Genomic DNA, 19326 nt, shown 5'->3' with positions numbered 1-19326 from the left:
GTTTATGCATAGCTGACACACTGCTATCGGGAGCAAGCCCCCTCCCACATTTGGATCTACATTGGTCCAGGAATCTCAGCGAGCCCCAGGATCTGCGACAAGTCGCCCCGCATCCTTGGTCAGTGCCTGCAGGAATTCCTGCTGCAACTCAGGATCATTGCGGGTCAGCTCGATCAGGCTTTGTTCCAGTTCGCTGGCTTCCTCTTCCAGACCCAGCTCCGACAGACGCTTGACCCGGTGCACCCATTGGTTGACTTCATCGTCTTCCAGGTCGTCGTAGATCAGGCCATGGGCTTCGAGCAACTTGCTGCGCAGGGTGTTGCTGATCGCCAGGGTCGAGTCCGAATGCACATCGTCCTGGCCATCTTCCACGCTGATCTTCAAGGTGGTGACGCGGTTCAGATCCTGCTCGGCAAATGGGCTGTCCAACAGGTTCAGGCGCAAGATGCCATCACGGTCGGTGGTCAGATCATGGGTTTGCTTGCCAGCGGTGACTTGCACCGGGCGTTCGCTCCAGGGCAGGCTCGAATACTCCAAGCGCTTGTCGCGCTGGACTTCATCGATACCCGCCAGGTTCTGTTGTGCACGGCCATGGGATTGCACGTTCATGAACGGGTTGATGCCGTCCACGCCGTAGCTCAGCCAGTCGCGGGTCATGCTGGTGGGCAAGTTGCCGAGAGCGAAGATATTTGCCACGTTGGCCCCCGCACCCGCCACCAGTGCCACGGCGCCCAAAGGCATCTCGTAGACTTTGCGCCAGGGTTGGTAGGGCGTGTAGCGGTCGTAACGACGGGTAACTTCGAACTCGGTGACCTCAAAGGTCTTTTGCTCGTGAATTCGCACCCGGCGTTGCGGCAGCTCCAGCACTTTGGGGTCGCCTACATCGATCTGCAGGCTGTGATCGAGCAACTTACGCTCGATCCGTTCCTCGTGCTCACTGCGTTGCGACATCTGGTTGGCGCAGCCGCTGACCAGCAGGGCGCCGCACAAGGCGGCGCCCCCCAGGGCTCTGGTGTTTCGCTTGAACATGACTTCTCTTGATCTGGTTTTCAGCGACGAATACGCGCCTGAAGGAAAGACAGCACGTCAGCCACCGGCAACGGTTGGGCTTCGGCTTCGGTCCGGCTCTTGTATTCCAGATTGCCATCCGCCAGGCCACGGTCACTGACCACGATCCGATGCGGGATGCCAATCAGCTCCATGTCGGCAAACTTGATGCCCGGGCTGGTCTTCTTGTCCCGATCATCCAGCAGCACTTCAAAACCAGCCGCCGTCAGTTCGGCGTACAGTTTGTCGGTGGCTTCGCGTACTTGCTCGGTTTCATAACGCAGCGGCACCAGGGCTACCTGGAACGGTGCCAGGGCGTCACTCCAGATGATGCCTTTCTCGTCGTTGTTCTGCTCGATGGCAGCGGCCACCACGCGGGAAACGCCAATGCCGTAGCAACCCATGTCCAGGGTGATCGGCTTGCCGTTCTCGCCCAGCACTTCGCACTTCATCGCCTTGCTGTACTTGTTGCCCAGCTGGAAGATGTGCCCGACTTCGATGCCGCGCTTGATTTCCAGGGTGCCCTTGCCGTCCGGGCTTGGATCACCAGCGACCACGTTACGCAGGTCGGCCACGGTCGGAACCGGCAGGTCACGCTCCCAGTTCACGCCGAAGTAGTGCTTGTCGTCGATGTTCGCGCCGATACCGAAGTCGCTCATCAGTTCGACCGAGCGGTCGATGATGATCGGCAGCGGCAGGTTCAACGGGCCAAGGGAGCCGGCACCGGCGCCAATGGCGTCGCGCAGTTCGGCATCGGTGGCCATGACCAGCGGGCTGGCCACGCCAGGTTGCTGGGCGGCCTTGATTTCGTTGAGTTCGTGATCGCCACGGATCACCAGCGCAATCAGCTTGCCTTCTTCTTCGGCACGCACGATCAGGGTCTTGATGGTCTTTTCAATCGGCAGATTGAATTTTTCCACCAGGGCCGCGATGGTCTTGGTATCCGGGGTGTCTACCAGGCGCAGTTCTTCAGACGGCGCTGGGCGGGAGGTTTCCCGTGGCACGGCTTCGGCTTTCTCGATGTTTGCCGCGTAGTCGGAGCCGTTGCTGAACACGATATCGTCTTCGCCGGACTCGGCCAGCACGTGGAATTCGTGAGAGCCAGCACCACCGATGGAGCCGTTGTCCGCTTCAACCGGGCGGAATTTCAGGCCCAGGCGCGTGAACACGTTGCAGTAGGCCTGGTGCATGCGGTCATAGGTGACCTGCAGCGACGCCTGGTCGGCGTGGAACGAATAGGCGTCCTTCATGATGAATTCACGGCCGCGCATCAAACCGAAGCGTGGGCGGATTTCGTCACGGAACTTGGTCTGGATCTGATACAGGTTCAGCGGCAGCTGCTTGTAGCTGCTCAGCTCGTTGCGCATCAGGTCGGTGATCACTTCTTCGTGGGTCGGGCCGGCGCAGAAGTCGCGGCCATGTCGATCCTTGAAGCGCAGCAATTCAGGGCCGTACTCTTCCCAGCGCCCGGATTCCTGCCACAGCTCAGCCGGTTGGGTGCTCGGCATCAACACTTCCAGAGAGCCAGCGGCGTTCATTTCTTCGCGAACGATGGCTTCGACCTTGCGCATCACCTTCAAGCCCATGGGCAGCCAGGTGTACAGGCCGGAGGCCAGTTTGCGGATCATACCGGCGCGCAGCATCAACTGATGGCTGATCACAACCGCGTCGGAAGGCGTTTCTTTCTGTGTGGCGAGCAAATATTGACTGGTACGCATGGTAGGCCGTTGTCGGTTGCTTGGACTTGAAATGACTCTGGATTGTACGGGCGGTTGTCGCCGGAGTACAGGCGTGAGGTCGTGGGGTGTTTTGTGTGGGAGTTGGCTTGCCTGCGATACCGGCGATGCGGAGTATTTGTTACACCGCAGCGATGCTATCGCAGGCAAGCCAGCTCCCACATTGACCGAGGTGTGTCAGTCCTCGGCGGGAGGGCTCAACTTCGCACGCCGGCTTTCCTGAAACCAGTGCAGCGCAATCAGGAACAACGTCGGCACGCCCAGCAGGCAAGTGATGATAAAGAAATTGTGATAGCCGAACTTCTCCACCATTACGCCGGAATACCCGCCAATCAGGCGCGGCAGCAACAGCATGATCGAGCTGAGTAGTGCGTATTGGGTGGCCGAGAACTTGAGGTTGGTCAGGCTCGACAGGTAGGCGACGAACGCGGAGGTGGCCAGGCCCGAGCTGAAGTTATCCAGGGAAATGGTGAATATCAGCATCTGCAGATCCGGGCCCATGTCGGCGAGCATCACGAACAGCAGGTTGGTCGCCGCCGAGGCGACGCCGCCGATGAACAGGATCGGCAGAATGCCGAAACGTACGATCAGCAGGCCGCCCATGCCGGCGCCAAGCAGGGTCATGACCAGGCCGAAGATCTTGCTGACCCCGGCAATCTGGTCCTTGGTGAAGCCCTGGTCGATATAGAACACGTTCGCCATCACACCCATCACCGTGTCGGACATGCGGTAGCTCGCAATCAATCCGAGCAGCAGCAGCGCCTGCCAGCGGTAGCGCAGAATAAAGTCGTTGACCGGCGTCAGCACCGGCGCCAGGCCACGGCGGCCCATGGCCGACAGGCACAGGGTAGTGAGAATGATGTACAGGATGGCGCGCAGGAACGCGCGGTCTTCCATCAATAGCTCCCACAGCGTAACGCCGTGGAACAGCACGCTGGCGAAATCGGTGTTGTACAACTGGGTGAACATCGCCGGGACCGACACCAGCAACACGATCAACACGAACACCGAAACCAGTTGGTGCATGAAGGTGTAACGGCCAGCCTGCAGTTGGGTACGCAGTGGCACGTCGGGTTCACGCATGAACAAGGTGGTCAGCAACGCCGGGATCATCAGCACACCGAACAGCACATAGGTGCCGGTCCAGGCCGAGTGCTTATAGTTGAAACCGGTCGAGCCGAAACCTTCGGCAAAGAACAGTGCACCGGCCGTGGCCAGCAGGGCCGCGATGCGATAACCGGACATATAGCTGGCGGCCAGGGCGGCCTGGCGGCTGTCGTCGGCGATTTCCAGGCGGTAGGCGTCTACGGCGATGTCCTGGGTGGCCGAGGCGAAGGCCACGATCACGGCGATGGCAATCAACCAGGACAAGTGTTTTTGCGGGTCGCAGAAGCCCATGCCGATTAACCCGAGGATCACCAGCGACTGCGCAAGCACCAGCCACGAGCGACGACGCCCCAGCTTGCCGAGAAGCGGCAGGCGCCATTGGTCGAGCAGCGGCGACCAGACCCATTTAAAGGCGTAGGCCAGGCCGATCAGGCTCGCATAGCCAATGGTCTCGCGGGCCACACCGGCTTCGCGCAGCCATACGGAAAGCGTCGAGAACACCAACATGTAAGGCAAGCCGGCGGCGAAGCCGAGCAACAACAACACTAACGTCGAGGGGCTGGCATAGGCGGCGAGCGCGGCGCGCCAGGTTTTACGGGGCATGGGCTGGAGTCTGCCTCAGATTTGCGGAAACAAAGCGCGCACTCTAACCGCTGTGCTCTACCGGGCGCCAGCCATGACGCTGAATATCAACGCGATTGTTCAAGATACTGACGCCTTCGCTGCGTAAACGCGCACGTTGTTCGTCGCCTGAGGCACTGCCCACCGGCAGGCTTATCCGACCGCCGGCACCCAATACACGGTGCCAGGGCAACCGAGTGTCTTCAGGCAGCTGACTCAACGTGCGTCCCACCCAGCGCGCGGCCCGGCCCAGGCCAGCCAAGTGCGCCAGTTCACCGTAACTCACCACGCAGCCTTCAGGAACTTGCGCCAGCGTCAGGTACAGCGCGGTGCGGCGCATCTCGGCGGGGCTTTGCGGTGTATCGGCAGGTGGAATCACTGTGGGCATATCCGTTGAGATCTTCGTGGATTTGTAAGAAACGTCTGTAAACATGGCGATGAGAGTTGAACTCAATATAAATCCTTGAGTCAGTCGTTGCTATCTAACACGATAACGCCCCTTTTTCGCCAACTCCCGAGTCCCGAACCTGCTTATGTTGTCCAGAACCCTGCTGTGCCTTGCTGTTTTCAGCGCCTCTACACCTTTGCTCGCCGATACCGTGTGGTTGAAGAACGGTGACCGCCTGACCGGCAAGATCAAAGTCTTCGACGGCGGCAAGCTGCTGATCCAGACAGACTACGCGGGCTCGATCCCGGTGGATTGGAAGCAGGTGAAAACCCTGGAGAGCGATCAGGAGCTGCTGGTCAAGCAGGATGCCTACACCGGCGAGAAAGCCAAGTCGCTGAAAGCTGCGGACGACGGCAAGGTCGTCCTGGCCAACGGCGAAGCGCCCAAGACCGTGGAGCTGGCGAGTATCCAGCAGATCATCAAGCCCAAGCCGGTCATCGAAGACCTGGTGTGGAAGGGCAACGTCGATTTGGCGCTGGACTACAAGCGTGCCGACAAAGACACCAACGACTACGACATCGACTTCAAGACCAGCGCCCGTCATGGTCAATGGCGCCATACAGCGAAGGGTGAGTACAACCGCGAGTTCCAGGATGACGTCACCACCACCGACAACTGGGCGCTGGAATATGACCTGGACCGCTTCATCACCGAACACTGGTTCTGGCAGGGTCGCCTGACCTACAAGCGTGACAAAGTGGAAGACCTGTCCCGCCAGCGCACCGTGGGCACCGGCCCGGGCTACCAGTTCTGGGATGATGAGCTAGGGGCGTTCTCTCTCGGGTCGCTGGTCAACCGTACCGATTACGAATATGCCGACGGTGGCAAGGACAACTTCTATTCCCTGGCCATGAAGTGGAACTACAACCGCTACCTGGTGGGCAAGACCGTTGAGTTCTTCACCAACGGTGAGCTTGGCAAACCACTGGCCGGGCCATCCGTATACTCGCTGGATGCGGAAATGGGCCTGCGCTACAAAGTGACCGAATGGGCATCGCTCAACCTCAAGGCCGAGCGCGACATCATCAGCGGCAACTCGGAAAGCAGCTTGAGCAAGACACGCTACACCGCAGGGTTTGGCGTGGCCTGGTAAAACCTGCACCAGGCGCTCTGGCAACCTGCGCGGATATTGATTACCTTGTGTTGAGATCCATTCCCATATGCTATGGGCGGCTGAATACCCGAGGAGTCATACGTTGAGCGCGCATGTTGCCAAGAACGCCCGAGAGCTGTTGCTCAAGGAATACCGTGGGGCTCTCTCCACACTGTCCAAAGCCATGCCCGGCTTTCCCTTCGGTTCAGTCGTGCCTTATTGCCTGGACGACCAGGGCCGGCCGCTGATCCTGATCAGCCGCATTGCGCAGCACACCCATAACCTGCAAAAAGACCCGAAGTGCTCGCTATTGGTCGGTGAGCGTGAGGCTGATGATGTGCAGGCAGTCGGACGCCTGACCTATCTGGCCGAAGCCGAGAAACTGGACGATCAAGCGGCAATTGACGCAGCTGCTGAGCGCTATTACCGCTACTTCCCCGACTCCGCCAACTACCACAAAGCCCATGATTTCGATTTCTGGGTACTCAAGCCGGTGCGTCACCGTTACATCGGCGGGTTTGGCGCGATTCACTGGGTCGACCAGTTGACCCTGGCCAACCCATTCGCCGGCAAAGCTGAGCGCAGCATGATCGAGCACATGAACAGCGATCACACCAAGGCTATCGCCCATTACGTCGACCTGACCGGTTTGCCGACCTCCGAGCCCGCACAGTTGGCCGGTATCGACAGCGAAGGCATGCACCTGCGTATAGGCCAATCCTTATATTGGTTGCCGTTTGCGGAGTCTTGCAACACGCCGACACAAGTGCGCGAAGCCTTGGTTTCACTGGCCCACGCCGAGGTGTGGCCGAAAAAAGCCGCGGCCAACGCTTGAATTCACGAAATGGCGACGTCATCTAAGGTGGACTAGCAAGGCATTCTTGCGTTGAGGAACCATTTGATGCGCCCTTTTTTATTGCTCTTTCTTCTGTTCCCGGTGTTGGAGCTGTTCGTATTCGTTCAAGTCAGCAGCGCGATCGGTTTTTTCCCGGCGCTGTTGCTGATTATCGCCGGTTCGATGCTTGGTGTTCTGGTGCTGCGCGTCGCTGGCCTGGCCACGGCCCTGCGTGCCCGTGAAAGCCTGAATCGTGGCGAATTGCCGGCCCAGACCATGCTCGAAGGCTTGATGATGGCCCTGGCCGGTGGCCTGTTGATCCTGCCGGGTTTCATCAGCGATGTGGTCGGCCTGGTCATGCTGCTGCCGTTCACTCGCAAACTGCTGGCCGGCAAGATGCGCCAGCGCGCCGAAGAGGCTGCGATTCGCCAGCGAGCCTTCGCCGATGACCTGCAACCCCGCGGCGGTCCGGCTCCGCGCCAGCCCCTGGGGCGCGAGGGTGATGTGATCGAAGGCGAGTTCGAACACCGCGACTCCAAATAACCGCTTTATTGGCACGGCACCTTCGGGTGCCGTGTTGCTTATACCCCGCCGTAGACACAAAAAATTTCCTTTGCGGCCCCTTGTAATAAGCATATGCGCCCTTATGTAACGGTCACCGCAAGGTTTCTGGTGGCGACACCAGACAGACTTCCGCGTCTTGCTTGGCGAGCCGCGACCGGCACAGCCGGAATACAACCCGCCGGTACTGACACCGGCCGATGAAAAACACAATTAGGAGAGATCGACAATGAGCAAGCTTCGTCCTCTGCACGACCGCGTCGTAATCCGTCGCAGCGAAGAAGAAAAGAAAACCGCTGGCGGTATCGTTCTGCCAGGTTCGGCTGCTGAAAAAGCCAACCACGGTGTGATCGTCGCTGCAGGCCCAGGCAAAACTCTGGAAAACGGTGAAGTACGTGCGCTGGCCGTTAAAGTCGGTGACAAGGTTGTATTTGGCCCTTACTCCGGCAGCAACACTGTGAAAGTCGACGGCGAAGACCTGCTGGTCATGGCTGAGAACGAGATTCTCGCCGTACTGGAAGCGTAATTCCCCCGCTCATTTTCCCGTTACTTCAAAGTATTTAAGGATTATCGATCATGGCTGCTAAAGAAGTTAAATTCGGCGATTCCGCCCGCAAGAAAATGCTCGTTGGTGTCAACGTCCTGGCTGACGCGGTAAAAGCGACCCTGGGCCCGAAAGGCCGTAACGTGATCATCGAGAAGAGCTTCGGCGCTCCGACCATCACCAAGGACGGCGTTTCCGTCGCCAAAGAAATCGAACTGGAAGACCGTTTCGAAAACATGGGCGCGCAGCTGGTCAAAGACGTTGCCTCCCGTGCCAACGATGACGCGGGCGACGGCACCACCACCGCGACCGTTCTGGCTCAGTCGATTGTCAACGAAGGCCTGAAAGCCGTCGCTGCCGGCATGAACCCGATGGACCTGAAGCGCGGCATCGACAAGGCGACCATCGCCATCGTCAAAGAGCTGAAAAACCTGTCCAAGCCATGCGCTGACACCAAGGCTATCGCTCAGGTAGGCACCATCTCCGCCAACTCCGACAACTCCATCGGCGACATCATTGCCGAAGCCATGGAAAAAGTCGGTAAAGAAGGCGTGATCACCGTTGAAGAAGGCACTGGCCTGGAAAACGAACTGTCGGTTGTAGAAGGCATGCAGTTCGACCGTGGCTACCTGTCCCCGTACTTCGTCAACAAGCCAGAAACCATGGTTGCCGAGCTGGACAGCCCGCTGATCCTGCTGGTTGACAAAAAGATCTCCAACATCCGCGAAATGCTGCCAGTGCTGGAAGCCGTTGCCAAAGCTGGCCGTCCACTGCTGATCGTTTCCGAAGACGTTGAAGGCGAAGCCCTGGCGACGCTGGTTGTGAACAACATGCGTGGCATCGTTAAAGTCGCAGCCGTCAAGGCTCCAGGCTTCGGCGACCGTCGCAAGGCCATGCTGCAGGACATCGCTGTTCTGACCGGCGGTACCGTTATCTCCGAAGAGATCGGCCTGAGCCTGGAAAGCGCCACCCTGGAAAACCTGGGTAGCGCCAAGCGCGTCACCATCTCCAAAGAAAACACCATCATCGTTGACGGTGCTGGCGTTGAGCTGGACATCCAGGCTCGCATCACTCAGATCCGCGCCCAGGTTGCCGAAACTTCGTCCGACTACGACCGTGAAAAACTGCAAGAACGTCTGGCCAAGCTGTCCGGCGGCGTTGCAGTGATCAAGGTTGGCGCTGGTTCCGAAGTCGAAATGAAAGAGAAGAAAGCCCGCGTTGAAGACGCCCTGCACGCAACCCGTGCAGCCGTTGAAGAAGGCGTAGTACCTGGCGGTGGCGTTGCGCTGATCCGTGCTCTGGAAGCTCTGGTTGATCTGAAAGGCGACAATGCTGATCAGAACGTCGGTATCGCTGTACTGCGTCGCGCCGTTGAATCCCCACTGCGTCAGATCGCTTCCAACTCCGGCGACGAGCCAAGTGTTGTGGTCAACGAAGTGAAGAACGGCAAAGGTAACTACGGTTATAACGCTGCAACCAGCGAATACGGCGACATGGTTGAAATGGGCATCCTGGACCCAACCAAAGTGACCCGTTCGGCGTTGCAAGCAGCCGCTTCGATCGCTGGTCTGCTGTTGACCACCGAAGTTGCGATTGCCGACAAGCCGAAGGCTGAAGGCGCAGCTGGCGGCGGTATGCCAGACATGGGCGGCATGGGTGGCATGGGCGGCATGATGTAAGCCAGCCTTACCCGGCACCTGAAAAACCCCGCCTGCAGTGATGCAGGCGGGGTTTTTTTATGGGGGTGTTCATGGCTCAGCCGATTGAGCGGCGCCGTAACAGCTTCTTGAACATGAAGCCCCGTGCCAAGGTCAGTTGGGCACTCGGCATAAGTGCCAAGGGTTGCGATACAGCTTGGTCGAGTGGCTGATGAACAGGCACGTGCGCGGTCCTTTTGGTGGGTGCAGGCCTGGGCCGCTCCCAGTGGCCGGACATGACCACCATGCCCAGCAACTTGAGCGTATTGGCGTAGTAGTCATGGGCCTTGAGCGGGCGGTGTTGCAAATTGTCCCAGATGTTATTGAGCCAGGGTTGATTGCCGGGGCTGATCATGGCGCTGACCCCCAAGGCGGAGATATACGCCGGATCATTCTGGTCTTCGTCGAGCGTGCTGCCGTCGACCCGGTAGCCGTTGTTGAACCGGCCTGGCTGATCGCCCGTGGTGGCACGCGCCCACTGGTTGAAGGTGGTCAAGGTGTCCAGTGCGCGTGCGTCGCCATACATCAGGTAATCCAGGCCGACGCGCCACGGATAGCGCGCCGCATTCCAGGCGTAATCGCCATCGTTTTTACCCTCCAGCAGGTCGGCGCGGGCCGGCGTAATCGACGTATCCAGATGGCTGACAAAGTCGGGTAGCAGGGCGCTGCCCGCGCTGTAACGCTCAGTGAACGTGTTGATGATCGAGTAGGTCTTGTCGCGAACGGCCAACCAGCGTTTATCCCCCGTCATCGCAAAAAAACTGTTGAGGTGCGACTGCATGAAGTCCGAGCTGCGGGTGGCATATTCGAGTTCGGAATCGCCATCGGTGCCAGCCCAGTCACCCAGTAGCAGATGATGGGTTCGAGGGTGTACCTCATGGTGCATGATCGCCGCCAGCACTTGATTGGCTTGGCTGCGGTAGTCAATCGCGCCTTGGCTGCCCCAGGCCTGGTCTGCCAGCAATAGGGCGTAGGCGATATCCAGGTCACCGTCAGTGGCGCTGGCGTTGCCACGGAACTTGCCCGTGGAATTGCCGCAGCCTTCGACCTGATTCCAGGCCATCAGCCCGGGGTCGGATTTAGCCGGATGGTCTTTGAAGTAGCGCACCATGCCGTCAAAAATTTTCTGCGCGTCCGGGTCTTGCTCGGCCATCATCACGCTGAGCAACATGCCATAGCCGTGGGCTTCGGACACGGTAATGGTGTGTGGGGCCGTGCCGCCGCCCACCGGTTTGCCGTCGGCGTTGACCTTGATGAAATAGCGGTCGTTGCCACATTCGGTGGACAGGTAAAGCGCCTTCCATTCCTTGTAGAACCGGGTCAGTTGCTGGTCCATGACTGCCTGGGACAGGTGGTTGGGCTTGATAGAGCCGGCGTGATAGGGCGCCGCCTGGTTAAAAGCCCAGGCATCGCTGGCCAGCAATGCGCTGGCGGCAATGCACAATGACCCCATCAGCCTGGGCAGATGTTTTTTCGGGGGACGCATGAACGGGCTCTCCAACCTGGAATTCAGGTGGCGAGGTTACGGGCGATGCGAACTGTTCGCTGTCACAGGCTGTAACACGCGATGGGCTATAGAGGCGGGCGCAGCGGCAGGATCAGGCTCAGGCGTGCGCCACCCAGCGGGCTGCGGGCCACCGAGAGTTCACCGCGGTGCCACTGGGTCGCCCGTTTAGCCAGCGCCAGGCCAAGGCCGAAGCCGCTTGGCGCGTCGCCGCCCATGGCCAGCCGTACGAAGGGTTCGAAGATTTTTTCGCGGTTCTCCGCCACGATCCCTGGGCCGTCATCATCGACATGCAGGATCAGGTGGTGTTGTCCATGGTAGGCCGCGCTGACACACACCTGGTCGCGGGCGTAGGTGATGGCGTTGCTCAGCAGGTTGCGCACGATCAGGTGCAGCAGTGCACGGTCGCCGATCAGTTCCAGCTCCGGTGGGTCGGTCTCCAGGCTCAGGCGGCGCTGATGTCCATCCAGTAGGGCAAATTCCTGATGCAGCCACTCGCGGATGCGGATGGGCTCGTGGTGCAGGTCTGACGGGGAGCCGGCCATTCGCGCGAAAGCCAGGCTGGCACGCACCAAGGCTTCCAGTTCTTCGACGTCGATCAGCAAGCGCTCCTGAAGTCGGGTACGCGTGGGCGGGTCTTCACTTTTGCCCAGCAGGGTCAAGGCAAAGCGCATGCGCGCCAGGGGCGTGCGCAGTTCATGGGACACGGCCTGGGAGACTTCGCGGTGGCGTTCGCCCATGGCGCTGATGTCCTGGGCATGTTGTTGCAGCGTCTGCAGCAGTGGCGCCCATTCCTTGCCCATGGCGGGCAACATCACATTGGGCGTGTGCGCCAGCGTGCCCAGGCAGGCATTGAGCCGGCTCAGTTCGATGGTGCGCCGGTGGTGCGCGCGTAAGCCGACCCAGAGCAGCAATAGCACCGGCAGGCCGGCGACGCCTGCCGTTATCCAGTAAATGGGAAACTTCAGCAGGTCATCGACCTCAGCCGTGCCCCACATGGGGCCGAATTGGATCACGGTGTCGTCGTCCAACGGGAAGTAGGTGATGTCTTCGTCGCTATTGAGCGCCGGCTGTTGATGTTCCAGCATGACCAAGGCTTCTGGCGGCAGCTCGACCTCATCCAGCGTGACCAGCGCCACGGGGTACTGGAAATGTGCGCGCAGGGTGTCCATGCGCGCTTCACGTTGGTCGGCCGGCAAGGCTTTGAGCTGCTCGGCCACCAGGTAGCCCGGCCCTGCCATCAAGCGCAAAAAACTGTCTTCACCGACAAACACCGAGGCGTTGGCGCACAGCCACAATAGATAACACGTCAAGGTCGCCCAAGCTGTGCCCGCCACGACGGCCATCCAAGGACGCACTTTAGACAGCATCTTGGCCGCCCTGTGGGATTTCGACAAATAGATAGCCTTGGGCCGTGATGGTCTGGATGGTCACCGGGCAGGCCAGGTTCATCAGTTTTTTACGCAGACGCGACACGCGCATATCTATGGAGCGGTTGAGCCCGTCGTACTCCAGGCCGCGTAGGCTCTGGAGCAGTTTTTCCCGGGTCAGCAACACGCCGCAATGGCGGGCGAAAATCGCCAGCAATTCGAACTCGGCCACTGAAAACTGCAAAGGGGTGTCTTTGAGCCAAGCGAAGTGGCTATTCAGGTCCAGGCGGAAACTGCCCCATTGGTAAGTGGCGCGGGGTGCTTGCGGGTGGCGGCGCAGCAGCGAGCGAATACGCGCCAGCAATAGCAGTGGGTCGACGGGTTTGACCACATAGTCGTCCGCACCGACATTGAAGCCGGTCAATTGTTCGGCGTTTTCATCCAGTGCGGTCATCATCAGGATCAGCCCGGGGTACTGGCTGCGAATTTGTCGGCACAGGGTGAAACCGTCGATACCCGGCAACATCACGTCCAGGATCAACAGGGCCGGCTGTTCGTCGAGAATGCGCTGGGCGGCTCGATCGCCACGGTGCTCCACCGCGACGGTAAAACCTTCGGCGCGCAGAAACTCGGCCGTCAGTGCAGCCAGTGGGCGGTCGTCTTCAATTAGCAGGAGGGTGTCGGACATGAAATGGGGCCGTCGCCGGAGCAAGGCCGCAAGTGTTACGCCCTTGCCTGGGGCGAGGCAAGGGCGCAGCGGGATTTATCAGTGGGCCGGTGTCGCGTCCTTGGGCGCTTTCCAGCTCAGCAGCTGCTGGGTGTAACCGTAGCTGGCGGCTTGATAGTAGGTGATGGCCCGCTGGATCAACGGGTCATCGCTGCCGACGCGCAACTCCTGGCTCTCACCCAGGGCTTGATCGTGACGACGCAAGCCTTGGCGCGGGCTGAGGATTGCCAGGTCCTTGCCGTCAAACAACCCCAGGTGCTGGTAGTTACCGACCACCACGCGCGGTGGCAGCGAGTTGTCCTGTAGCAGGTTGCGACCGAAGAAGGTCGACTCGTAGCTCAGGTTGAGCAGGCCCAACAGGGTCGGCGCCAAGTCGATCTGGCTGGCCAGTTGCGCAGTTTCCCGTGCGTCGATCAGCTTCGGCGCGTAGATAAACAGCGGGATCTGGTAATTGGTGATCGGCAGGTCTTCCTTGCCCGCGCTGCCCGCCGTGTGGTCGGCGACGAACACGAAGATCGTGTTATCGAACCATGGCTTCTGGCGTGCGGCCTCGAGGAACTGGCCGATGGCGTGGTCGGTGTATTTGACGGCACCGTCGCGGCCCTTGCCGGATTTGATATCTATCCGCCCGTCCGGGTAGGTGTAAGGGCGATGGTTGGACGTGGTCATCAATTGCAGCAAAAACGGCTGCTGCTTGGCGTAGTCGGCATCGGCCAGTTTCAGCGTCTGGCGGTAGAGATCTTCGTCGGCCATGCCCCAGGCGTTTTTGAACGAGATTTCCGACTCGGGCACGCTGCTCTGGTCCACGACCCGATAACCGTTGCCGCTGAAGAAGGCGTTCATATTGTCGAAGTAACCGCGCCCGCCGTAGACAAACACGCTGTCGTAGCCAATGGCACTGAGCTGTTGGCCCAGGCTGGCAAAGCCGCTTTCCCGGCCGATGCGCTTGACGATCGAGCGTCCAGGCGTCGGAGGAATGGCCAGGGTGATAGCTTCCAGGCCCCGGTCGGTACGTGTGCCGGTGGCGTAGAAGTTATTGAAGTACAGGCTTTGTTGGCGCAGCGCATCGAGGTTAGGCGTGAGGTTACGGCCATCACCGTTGCTGCCCATGTATTTGGCGCTGAAGCTTTCGATGGTCACCAGTACGATATTGGGTTTGCGCAAGGTGCCGGGGTTATCGATGGCGCGGCGGATATCCAGCGGGTCTTTGCCGACAAACCGCGCGTTGGGCTCGCTCAGTTCCGTACGCAACTGTTTGGCAACGACCTCGGTGGGCAGGCTTGTGTAGAACTGCGTGTAGTCCAGCTCGTTGTTCCGGAACGCTGCGAAGAACTGATAAGGGCCATTACTGGCCAGTTCGTTCTTGTAGGCATTGCCACCTTGGGTGCGCGGGCTGTCCTGGCTGATCAGCTGCAAGCTGAGGCCGGCGACGATCAACAGGCTCAAGACACTCAGCAAGCGGCCGCGCATCGGCGGCAACGGGGCATTCAACGCGGCGTTGAGCGGTTTGCGCAGCGCTACGCTCAGTACCACGGCCAGCATCGCCAACAGACTGAGCAGCTTGCCGATCGGGTAAGACTCCAGCAGGTTGTTCAACACCTCGTCGGAATACACCAGGTAATCCACGGCGATAAAGTTGAAGCGCACACCAAACTCGTCCCAGAACAGCCATTCGGCCACCGAGGTAAACAGCATGGCGAACAGGCTGACCGTCAGCACTCCTTGCAGGAACCAGCGATGGCCGCGGCGGCGCCACAAACCTGGTGGGCACAGCAGCAAATACAGGCCCAGCGGCAAGGCTGCATAGGTCAGGAAGCCCAAGTCGTACAGCAAACCCACGCCAAACACTGGCAGCAGGTTGCCATCGACTTCGTTCAGGTGCGTCAGCAGCAGGACGCTGCGGGTGAGCAGGAAAATAACCAGCCACGCGCCCGTGACGAGCAGCAGATAGCGCATAGGCGCTGTTTTGAGAAACCCCATGTCCAGAGTAATCCTTATATCGATGGGTGATGATCTTCGGCTCTGCGCTGTCGCCAGTGCGTGAAGCTATAGTGAAAAACTCATTAAATCATAAAGCTGGTTGAAATCATTAATCGATGAGCCCCTCAGGTCTATCCCTGCGCTCCACTTGGCCTTAAGCTGCGCGAGCCAACAAGACTGGCACGACAGTACGGAGACATTGCCCATGCGAATTTTATTGGTTGAAGACAACCGCGATATTCTGGCCAACCTGGCGGATTACCTGGGGCTCAAGGGCTATACCGTTGACTGCGCGCAGGATGGTTTGTCGGGCTTGCACCTGGCGGCGACCGAGCATTACGACCTGATCGTGCTCGACATCATGCTGCCTGGCATCGATGGCTACACCTTGTGCAAACGCCTGCGCGAAGACGCACGCCGTGACACACCGGTGATTATGCTCACCGCCCGCGATCAATTGGATGACCGGCTGCAGGGCTTCAAGTCCGGCGCCGATGATTACCTGCTCAAGCCGTTTGCCTTGTCCGAATTGGCAGCACGCATTGAAGCCGTGCTGCGCCGTGCCCAGGGCGGTGGCCGTCGCGCCCTGCAGGTGGGCGATTTGCACTACGACCTGGATACCCTGGAAGTCACCCGCGAAGGGCGCCTGCTCAAGCTCAACCCGGTCGGCCTGAAACTGTTGGCGGTGCTGATGCAGAAAAGCCCGCATGTGTTGCGCCGGGAAATTCTCGAAGAAGCGCTGTGGGGCGATGACTGTCCGGACAGCGACAGCCTGCGCAGCCACGTTCACCAGTTGCGCCAAGTGATCGATAAACCTTTCTCCAAGCCATTGCTGCAAACGGTGCACGGTGTGGGTTATCGCCTGGCCGAGGGCCGTGATGGAGTTTAAGCAAAGCCTTGCCCAGCGGATCATCATCGCTTTTGCCTTGATGAGCGCGTTGGTGGCAGGGGCTTTCGCCATGGGCATTGTTGCGACCGTGCACCTGGTGGAAGAGAAGTTGATCTCGGCGGGCCTGGGCGGCGACCTGCAACGGCTGCTGTTGATGGACAGTGTCGAAGACTGGAGCCACCGGCCGGAGCCGGACCAGCTGTTCTATTTCAGCGGCGGGCGCGGCGATTTCGAACTGCCCAAGGATTTGCGGCACCTGGACCCAGGCTTTCATGAGGTGTTCCGCGAGTCGCTGTCGTATCACGCCATGGTCGAAGTGGTCGACGGCCGGCGTTATGTGCTGTTGCAAGACCAGAGCGATTTTGAAGAGCGTGAGCGCGTGTTGTTTGCCGTGGTGCTGGTGGGGTTCGTACTCAGCCTGGCGCTGGCGGTGTTCCTCGGTTGGGTCCTGGCGCGCAAGGTGATGGCTCCGGTGGTGCGTCTGGCCCGCCAGGTTCGTCATCGTGACCAGTTGCTTGGCCTCGCGCCGCCATTGGCCCCGGATTATGCGGCCGATGAAGTGGGCGAACTGGCCGTGGCCTTCGATGCCACACTCGGCCGCTTGCGTCAGGCGTTGTCCCGTGAGCAATTGTTCACCAGCGACGTGAGCCATGAATTGCGCACACCCCTGATGGTGCTGGCCAGCTCTTGCGAACTGTTGCTGGAGAACCCGGCCATCGATCAGCGCGGCCGTGCCCAGGTCGAGCGTATTGCCCGTGCCAGTGAAGAAATGCGTGAACTGGTGCAAACCTTCTTGATGCTGGCCCGCGCCAAACATGATGATGCGGCCATGTCGCCGCAGGTCAACCTCACGCAGGTGGCCGATGACTTGCTCGGTATCTGGCGCGAACCCATCGAGCAAAAAGGCTTGGAGTTGATTTACCTGCCGGGCAACCCCTTGGCTACCCGCTACAACACCACGTTCTTGCATGCAGTGATGGGCAACCTGTTGCGCAACGCCCTGCATTACACCGAACAAGGGTTTATCCGCCTCACCCTGGAACCGAGCGGGTTCATTGTCGAAGACTCCGGTGTCGGCATTCCAGAGGACAAGCGCGAGGCAATGTTCGAGCCTTTTGTGCGTGGTAGCGAAAAGCGCGGCGAGGGACTGGGGCTGGGCTTGTCGCTGGTGCAACGTATCTGCGAGAGCCAGGGCTGGAGCGTCAGCCTCAGCACCATGGAGCCCAATGGTTGCCGCTTTCATGTCGAGTTGAGCCAGGTCAAGCCTTGACCCTCCCGCCTGCCGCTATGCTGCGGCAGTTTCCGTGTTTTTCGGCGAAGATGGCCCGATGATATCGAATGTGTCTGTAAAGTCTTGAAATGTATGGGGTTGGACAGGACAAGTTTTTCACAATGGGTTGACCTGTTGATCACAGTTTGCTGCTTAAGGTTGTAGGCATCAGTAACTGGAGACTTGCGATGCCTTCCCCTATCAAGCTCGAATTTTCCGAAAAGTACGACGATCAGCACGCGCAGGAATATTTGCTCAAGCATCAGGACAATCTGGCTCGCCGGTTGTCCCACAAACGCGACGAGCAATTGGCACGCGGCGCGCTGGCCATGGCCGGTGAGCCTGGGTTGGTCCTGGACCTGCCTTGCGGCGCCGGACGTTTCTGGCCATTGCTGGCCGAAAAACCCAACCGTGTGATTATCGGGGCTGACAATTCGGCGTCGATGTTGAAGGTGGCCACGGCCGCTCAACCGGCGGATGTGGTGAAACGGGTACGCCCTTTGCAGACGTCTGCCTTTGATATCGATTTGCCAGACAACTCAGTCGACAGTATTTTCTGCATGCGGCTGATGCACCACATCGGTGATGCGGAGCATAGGCTGGCGATATTGCAGGAGTTTCAACGTGTGACGCGTGACAGCGTGATCCTCTCGCTTTGGGTCGATGGCAATTTCAAAGCCTGGAGGCGCAAGCGTACGGAAGCACGGCGTCGCGAACGAGGTGAGCAGGAAGGTTACCAAAACCGGTTTGTGTTACCGGCTGCTACTGTCGAGGCAGAATTCGAGCAGGCCGGTTTCCGTATCCAGGAGTCCCTGGATTTCATGCCGCTCTACGCCATGTGGCGAGTGTATGTATTGCGTAAGAGGTAACAGGATGGCAGTTGAGTGCGTAGCAGGTAGTCACGTAGCTCCCGAGGAGCGGTTTGATTATTTCTGGCGCCAGAAGGGTGAGTGGGTCGAGGAACCCAATCGCCGACGTGGCGGTGAAAGTGGTGTGCAGCGGGTCATCAGTAGCAACGGTCGGTTGCTCTACAGCAAACGCCAGACCGGGCACATCTACCGCAGTTGGCTCCACCCGTTCGGCCGCCCGACCGTGCTACGTGAGCGTGATGCCCTCAAAGGCCTGCGTTTACTCGATGTTCGTGTACCAGAGCTGGTGTTTTGCGAAGCACGTCGCGACCCGGAGCATCAGTGGAAGGCACTGTTGGTGACGGCAGCCCTGGACGGTTTCGACGAGATCGAAAACTGGTATGCCGCTGGTGGCCGTGAACAGTACGGCGAGATCGTCCATGAGCGTGTCCTCAAGGAGCTGGCCGGTACCCTGGCGCGTATGCACAAGGGCCGTTGGCAGCACGGCTGCCTGTATATCAAGCACATCTTTGTACGGGTGACGGGTGAAGGCGAGTCGGCCAATGTGGAAGTCGCGCTGCTGGACTTTGAAAAGTGCCGCCAGCGTCTGACCGCTTATCGGGCCGCTTCCCACGACATGCTGCAACTGCGCCGCCATTCGTCGTGGAACGATACCGACTGGAAAAAACTCAGCTACTTTTACGAGACGGCGTTTGGCAGCGCTATCAAGGGTTTAACCAGATGAAGCTAGAAATAGCACGAGGTTTGTTTCTGGTCGGTGCGTTGGGTATTGCAGCCCTGGCCCTGGCTGCGTGGGAGCAACCTCGCACACAAGTGCTCAGTGCGGTGCAAGGTAGCGGGCAATGCCTGCTGCCGCGTGTCGCCAAGGCGAACGTTACGGCAAGGCCCGATCATGATCTGCTGTTGTTCATGTTCGGGATGTCTCAAAGGATGAGGCCGCAGAGTTGAAAAAACCGTTGAAACGATTCAAACCCCCGGGAAGGGCCTTGCGAAGCGAGGCCCTTTTTTGTTTCGGGCGCGGTTAAACC

General features: G+C 59.4%; 18 protein-coding genes. 10 read left to right on the top strand and 8 right to left on the bottom strand.

The window, feature by feature from the left end:
- Positions 1 to 75 precede the first annotated feature (75 nt).
- The 4 genes from ACRESD_RS04135 to ACRESD_RS04120 form a co-directional block, all read right to left on the bottom strand.
- Positions 76 to 1029 (bottom strand): hypothetical protein, encoded by a 954-nt coding sequence (locus tag ACRESD_RS04135; protein WP_431749760.1) that lies wholly within the window; start codon positions 1027 to 1029, stop codon positions 76 to 78.
- A 20-nt stretch (positions 1030 to 1049) separates the two neighbouring features.
- A complete protein-coding gene (locus ACRESD_RS04130) occupies positions 1050 to 2765 on the bottom strand; it encodes a proline--tRNA ligase (protein WP_431749759.1) in 1716 nt (571 codons plus the stop codon).
- 195 nt (positions 2766 to 2960) lie between these two features.
- Positions 2961 to 4493 carry an AmpG family muropeptide MFS transporter gene (locus ACRESD_RS04125; RefSeq protein ID WP_431749758.1) on the bottom strand — a complete coding sequence of 511 codons (1533 nt, stop codon included), beginning with the start codon at positions 4491 to 4493 and terminating at the stop codon, positions 2961 to 2963.
- A gap of 43 nt (positions 4494 to 4536) precedes the next feature.
- Positions 4537 to 4899, bottom strand: a complete 363-nt coding sequence (locus ACRESD_RS04120; RefSeq protein ID WP_431749757.1) for an MGMT family protein — start codon at positions 4897 to 4899, stop codon at positions 4537 to 4539.
- Between the two features lie 145 nt (positions 4900 to 5044).
- Here ACRESD_RS04120 and ACRESD_RS04115 point away from each other — a divergent pair, with 145 nt between their 5' ends.
- The 5 genes from ACRESD_RS04115 to groL all read left to right on the top strand — a co-directional run bounded on the left by ACRESD_RS04115 (position 5045) and on the right by groL (position 9671).
- Positions 5045 to 6052 carry a DUF481 domain-containing protein gene (locus tag ACRESD_RS04115; RefSeq protein ID WP_431749756.1) on the top strand — a complete coding sequence of 336 codons (1008 nt, stop codon included), beginning with the start codon at positions 5045 to 5047 and terminating at the stop codon, positions 6050 to 6052.
- A 103-nt stretch (positions 6053 to 6155) separates the two neighbouring features.
- Entirely contained in the window at positions 6156 to 6887 is a 732-nt protein-coding gene (locus ACRESD_RS04110) for a HugZ family protein (protein WP_431749755.1), read from the top strand.
- Positions 6888 to 6953: 66 nt separating this feature from the next.
- Positions 6954 to 7430: an FxsA family protein gene (locus tag ACRESD_RS04105; protein WP_053257817.1), complete on the top strand. Its 477-nt coding sequence runs from the start codon at positions 6954 to 6956 to the stop codon at positions 7428 to 7430.
- A gap of 247 nt (positions 7431 to 7677) precedes the next feature.
- Positions 7678 to 7974 carry a co-chaperone GroES gene (locus ACRESD_RS04100; protein ID WP_016975516.1) on the top strand — a complete coding sequence of 99 codons (297 nt, stop codon included), beginning with the start codon at positions 7678 to 7680 and terminating at the stop codon, positions 7972 to 7974.
- 50 nt (positions 7975 to 8024) lie between these two features.
- Positions 8025 to 9671: a chaperonin GroEL gene (groL, locus tag ACRESD_RS04095; protein ID WP_431749754.1), complete on the top strand. Its 1647-nt coding sequence runs from the start codon at positions 8025 to 8027 to the stop codon at positions 9669 to 9671.
- Between the two features lie 76 nt (positions 9672 to 9747).
- Here the strand turns inward: groL and ACRESD_RS04090 are convergent, their stop codons facing one another.
- From ACRESD_RS04090 to ACRESD_RS04075, 4 genes are all read right to left on the bottom strand, one after another.
- Positions 9748 to 11175 (bottom strand): glycosyl hydrolase family 8, encoded by a 1428-nt coding sequence (locus ACRESD_RS04090; protein ID WP_431749753.1) that lies wholly within the window; start codon positions 11173 to 11175, stop codon positions 9748 to 9750.
- Positions 11176 to 11261: 86 nt separating this feature from the next.
- Positions 11262 to 12563, bottom strand: coding sequence for a sensor histidine kinase (locus tag ACRESD_RS04085; protein ID WP_431749752.1), 1302 nt, complete (start codon positions 12561 to 12563; stop codon positions 11262 to 11264).
- Entirely contained in the window at positions 12553 to 13251 is a 699-nt protein-coding gene (locus ACRESD_RS04080; RefSeq protein WP_431749751.1) for a response regulator, read from the bottom strand. The genes ACRESD_RS04085 and ACRESD_RS04080 overlap by 11 nt, the downstream gene beginning before the upstream one ends.
- Positions 13252 to 13329: 78 nt before the next feature.
- On the bottom strand, positions 13330 to 15270 hold the full coding sequence (locus ACRESD_RS04075) for an LTA synthase family protein (protein WP_431749750.1): 1941 nt from the start codon (positions 15268 to 15270) through the stop codon (positions 13330 to 13332).
- 205 nt (positions 15271 to 15475) lie between these two features.
- On the opposite strand from ACRESD_RS04075, the gene colR reads away from it, so the two are divergent.
- The 5 genes from colR to ACRESD_RS04050 all read left to right on the top strand — a co-directional run bounded on the left by colR (position 15476) and on the right by ACRESD_RS04050 (position 19246).
- Entirely contained in the window at positions 15476 to 16159 is a 684-nt protein-coding gene (gene colR / locus ACRESD_RS04070; protein ID WP_431749749.1) for a two-component system response regulator ColR, read from the top strand.
- Positions 16149 to 17429, top strand: a complete 1281-nt coding sequence (locus ACRESD_RS04065; RefSeq protein WP_431749748.1) for a sensor histidine kinase — start codon at positions 16149 to 16151, stop codon at positions 17427 to 17429. The genes colR and ACRESD_RS04065 overlap by 11 nt, the downstream gene beginning before the upstream one ends.
- A 188-nt stretch (positions 17430 to 17617) precedes the next feature.
- On the top strand, positions 17618 to 18298 hold the full coding sequence (locus ACRESD_RS04060) for a class I SAM-dependent methyltransferase (RefSeq protein ID WP_431749747.1): 681 nt from the start codon (positions 17618 to 17620) through the stop codon (positions 18296 to 18298).
- 4 nt (positions 18299 to 18302) lie between these two features.
- Positions 18303 to 19022, top strand: a complete 720-nt coding sequence (locus tag ACRESD_RS04055; protein ID WP_431749746.1) for a lipopolysaccharide kinase InaA family protein — start codon at positions 18303 to 18305, stop codon at positions 19020 to 19022.
- Complete coding sequence (locus ACRESD_RS04050; RefSeq protein ID WP_431749745.1) at positions 19019 to 19246, top strand: hypothetical protein; 228 nt, start codon at positions 19019 to 19021, stop codon at positions 19244 to 19246. The genes ACRESD_RS04055 and ACRESD_RS04050 overlap by 4 nt, the downstream gene beginning before the upstream one ends.
- Positions 19247 to 19326 lie beyond the last annotated feature (80 nt).

The organism is Pseudomonas sp., from assembly GCF_050739995.1.
Classification (GTDB): Bacteria; Pseudomonadota; Gammaproteobacteria; order Pseudomonadales; family Pseudomonadaceae; genus Aquipseudomonas.
Note: the sequence above shows the minus strand (reverse complement) of the source record. Positions and strands in the feature narration are given on the sequence as shown.

Excerpts from the sequence above, each read along its gene's own strand:
- ACRESD_RS04135 (WP_431749760.1), bottom strand. The coding sequence starts at position 1,029 with ATGTTCAAGCGAAACACCAGAGCCCTGGGGGGCGCCGCCTTGTGCGGC.
- ACRESD_RS04130 (WP_431749759.1), bottom strand. The coding sequence starts at position 2,765 with ATGCGTACCAGTCAATATTTGCTCGCCACACAGAAAGAAACGCCTTCC.
- ACRESD_RS04125 (WP_431749758.1), bottom strand. The coding sequence starts at position 4,493 with ATGCCCCGTAAAACCTGGCGCGCCGCGCTCGCCGCCTATGCCAGCCCC.
- ACRESD_RS04120 (WP_431749757.1), bottom strand. The coding sequence starts at position 4,899 with ATGCCCACAGTGATTCCACCTGCCGATACACCGCAAAGCCCCGCCGAG.
- ACRESD_RS04115 (WP_431749756.1), top strand. The coding sequence starts at position 5,045 with ATGTTGTCCAGAACCCTGCTGTGCCTTGCTGTTTTCAGCGCCTCTACA.
- ACRESD_RS04105 (WP_053257817.1), top strand. The coding sequence starts at position 6,954 with ATGCGCCCTTTTTTATTGCTCTTTCTTCTGTTCCCGGTGTTGGAGCTG.
- ACRESD_RS04100 (WP_016975516.1), top strand. The coding sequence starts at position 7,678 with ATGAGCAAGCTTCGTCCTCTGCACGACCGCGTCGTAATCCGTCGCAGC.
- groL (WP_431749754.1), top strand. The coding sequence starts at position 8,025 with ATGGCTGCTAAAGAAGTTAAATTCGGCGATTCCGCCCGCAAGAAAATG.
- ACRESD_RS04090 (WP_431749753.1), bottom strand. The coding sequence starts at position 11,175 with ATGCGTCCCCCGAAAAAACATCTGCCCAGGCTGATGGGGTCATTGTGC.
- ACRESD_RS04085 (WP_431749752.1), bottom strand. The coding sequence starts at position 12,563 with ATGCTGTCTAAAGTGCGTCCTTGGATGGCCGTCGTGGCGGGCACAGCT.
- ACRESD_RS04080 (WP_431749751.1), bottom strand. The coding sequence starts at position 13,251 with ATGTCCGACACCCTCCTGCTAATTGAAGACGACCGCCCACTGGCTGCA.
- ACRESD_RS04075 (WP_431749750.1), bottom strand. The coding sequence starts at position 15,270 with ATGGGGTTTCTCAAAACAGCGCCTATGCGCTATCTGCTGCTCGTCACG.
- colR (WP_431749749.1), top strand. The coding sequence starts at position 15,476 with ATGCGAATTTTATTGGTTGAAGACAACCGCGATATTCTGGCCAACCTG.
- ACRESD_RS04065 (WP_431749748.1), top strand. The coding sequence starts at position 16,149 with ATGGAGTTTAAGCAAAGCCTTGCCCAGCGGATCATCATCGCTTTTGCC.
- ACRESD_RS04060 (WP_431749747.1), top strand. The coding sequence starts at position 17,618 with ATGCCTTCCCCTATCAAGCTCGAATTTTCCGAAAAGTACGACGATCAG.
- ACRESD_RS04055 (WP_431749746.1), top strand. The coding sequence starts at position 18,303 with ATGGCAGTTGAGTGCGTAGCAGGTAGTCACGTAGCTCCCGAGGAGCGG.
- ACRESD_RS04050 (WP_431749745.1), top strand. The coding sequence starts at position 19,019 with ATGAAGCTAGAAATAGCACGAGGTTTGTTTCTGGTCGGTGCGTTGGGT.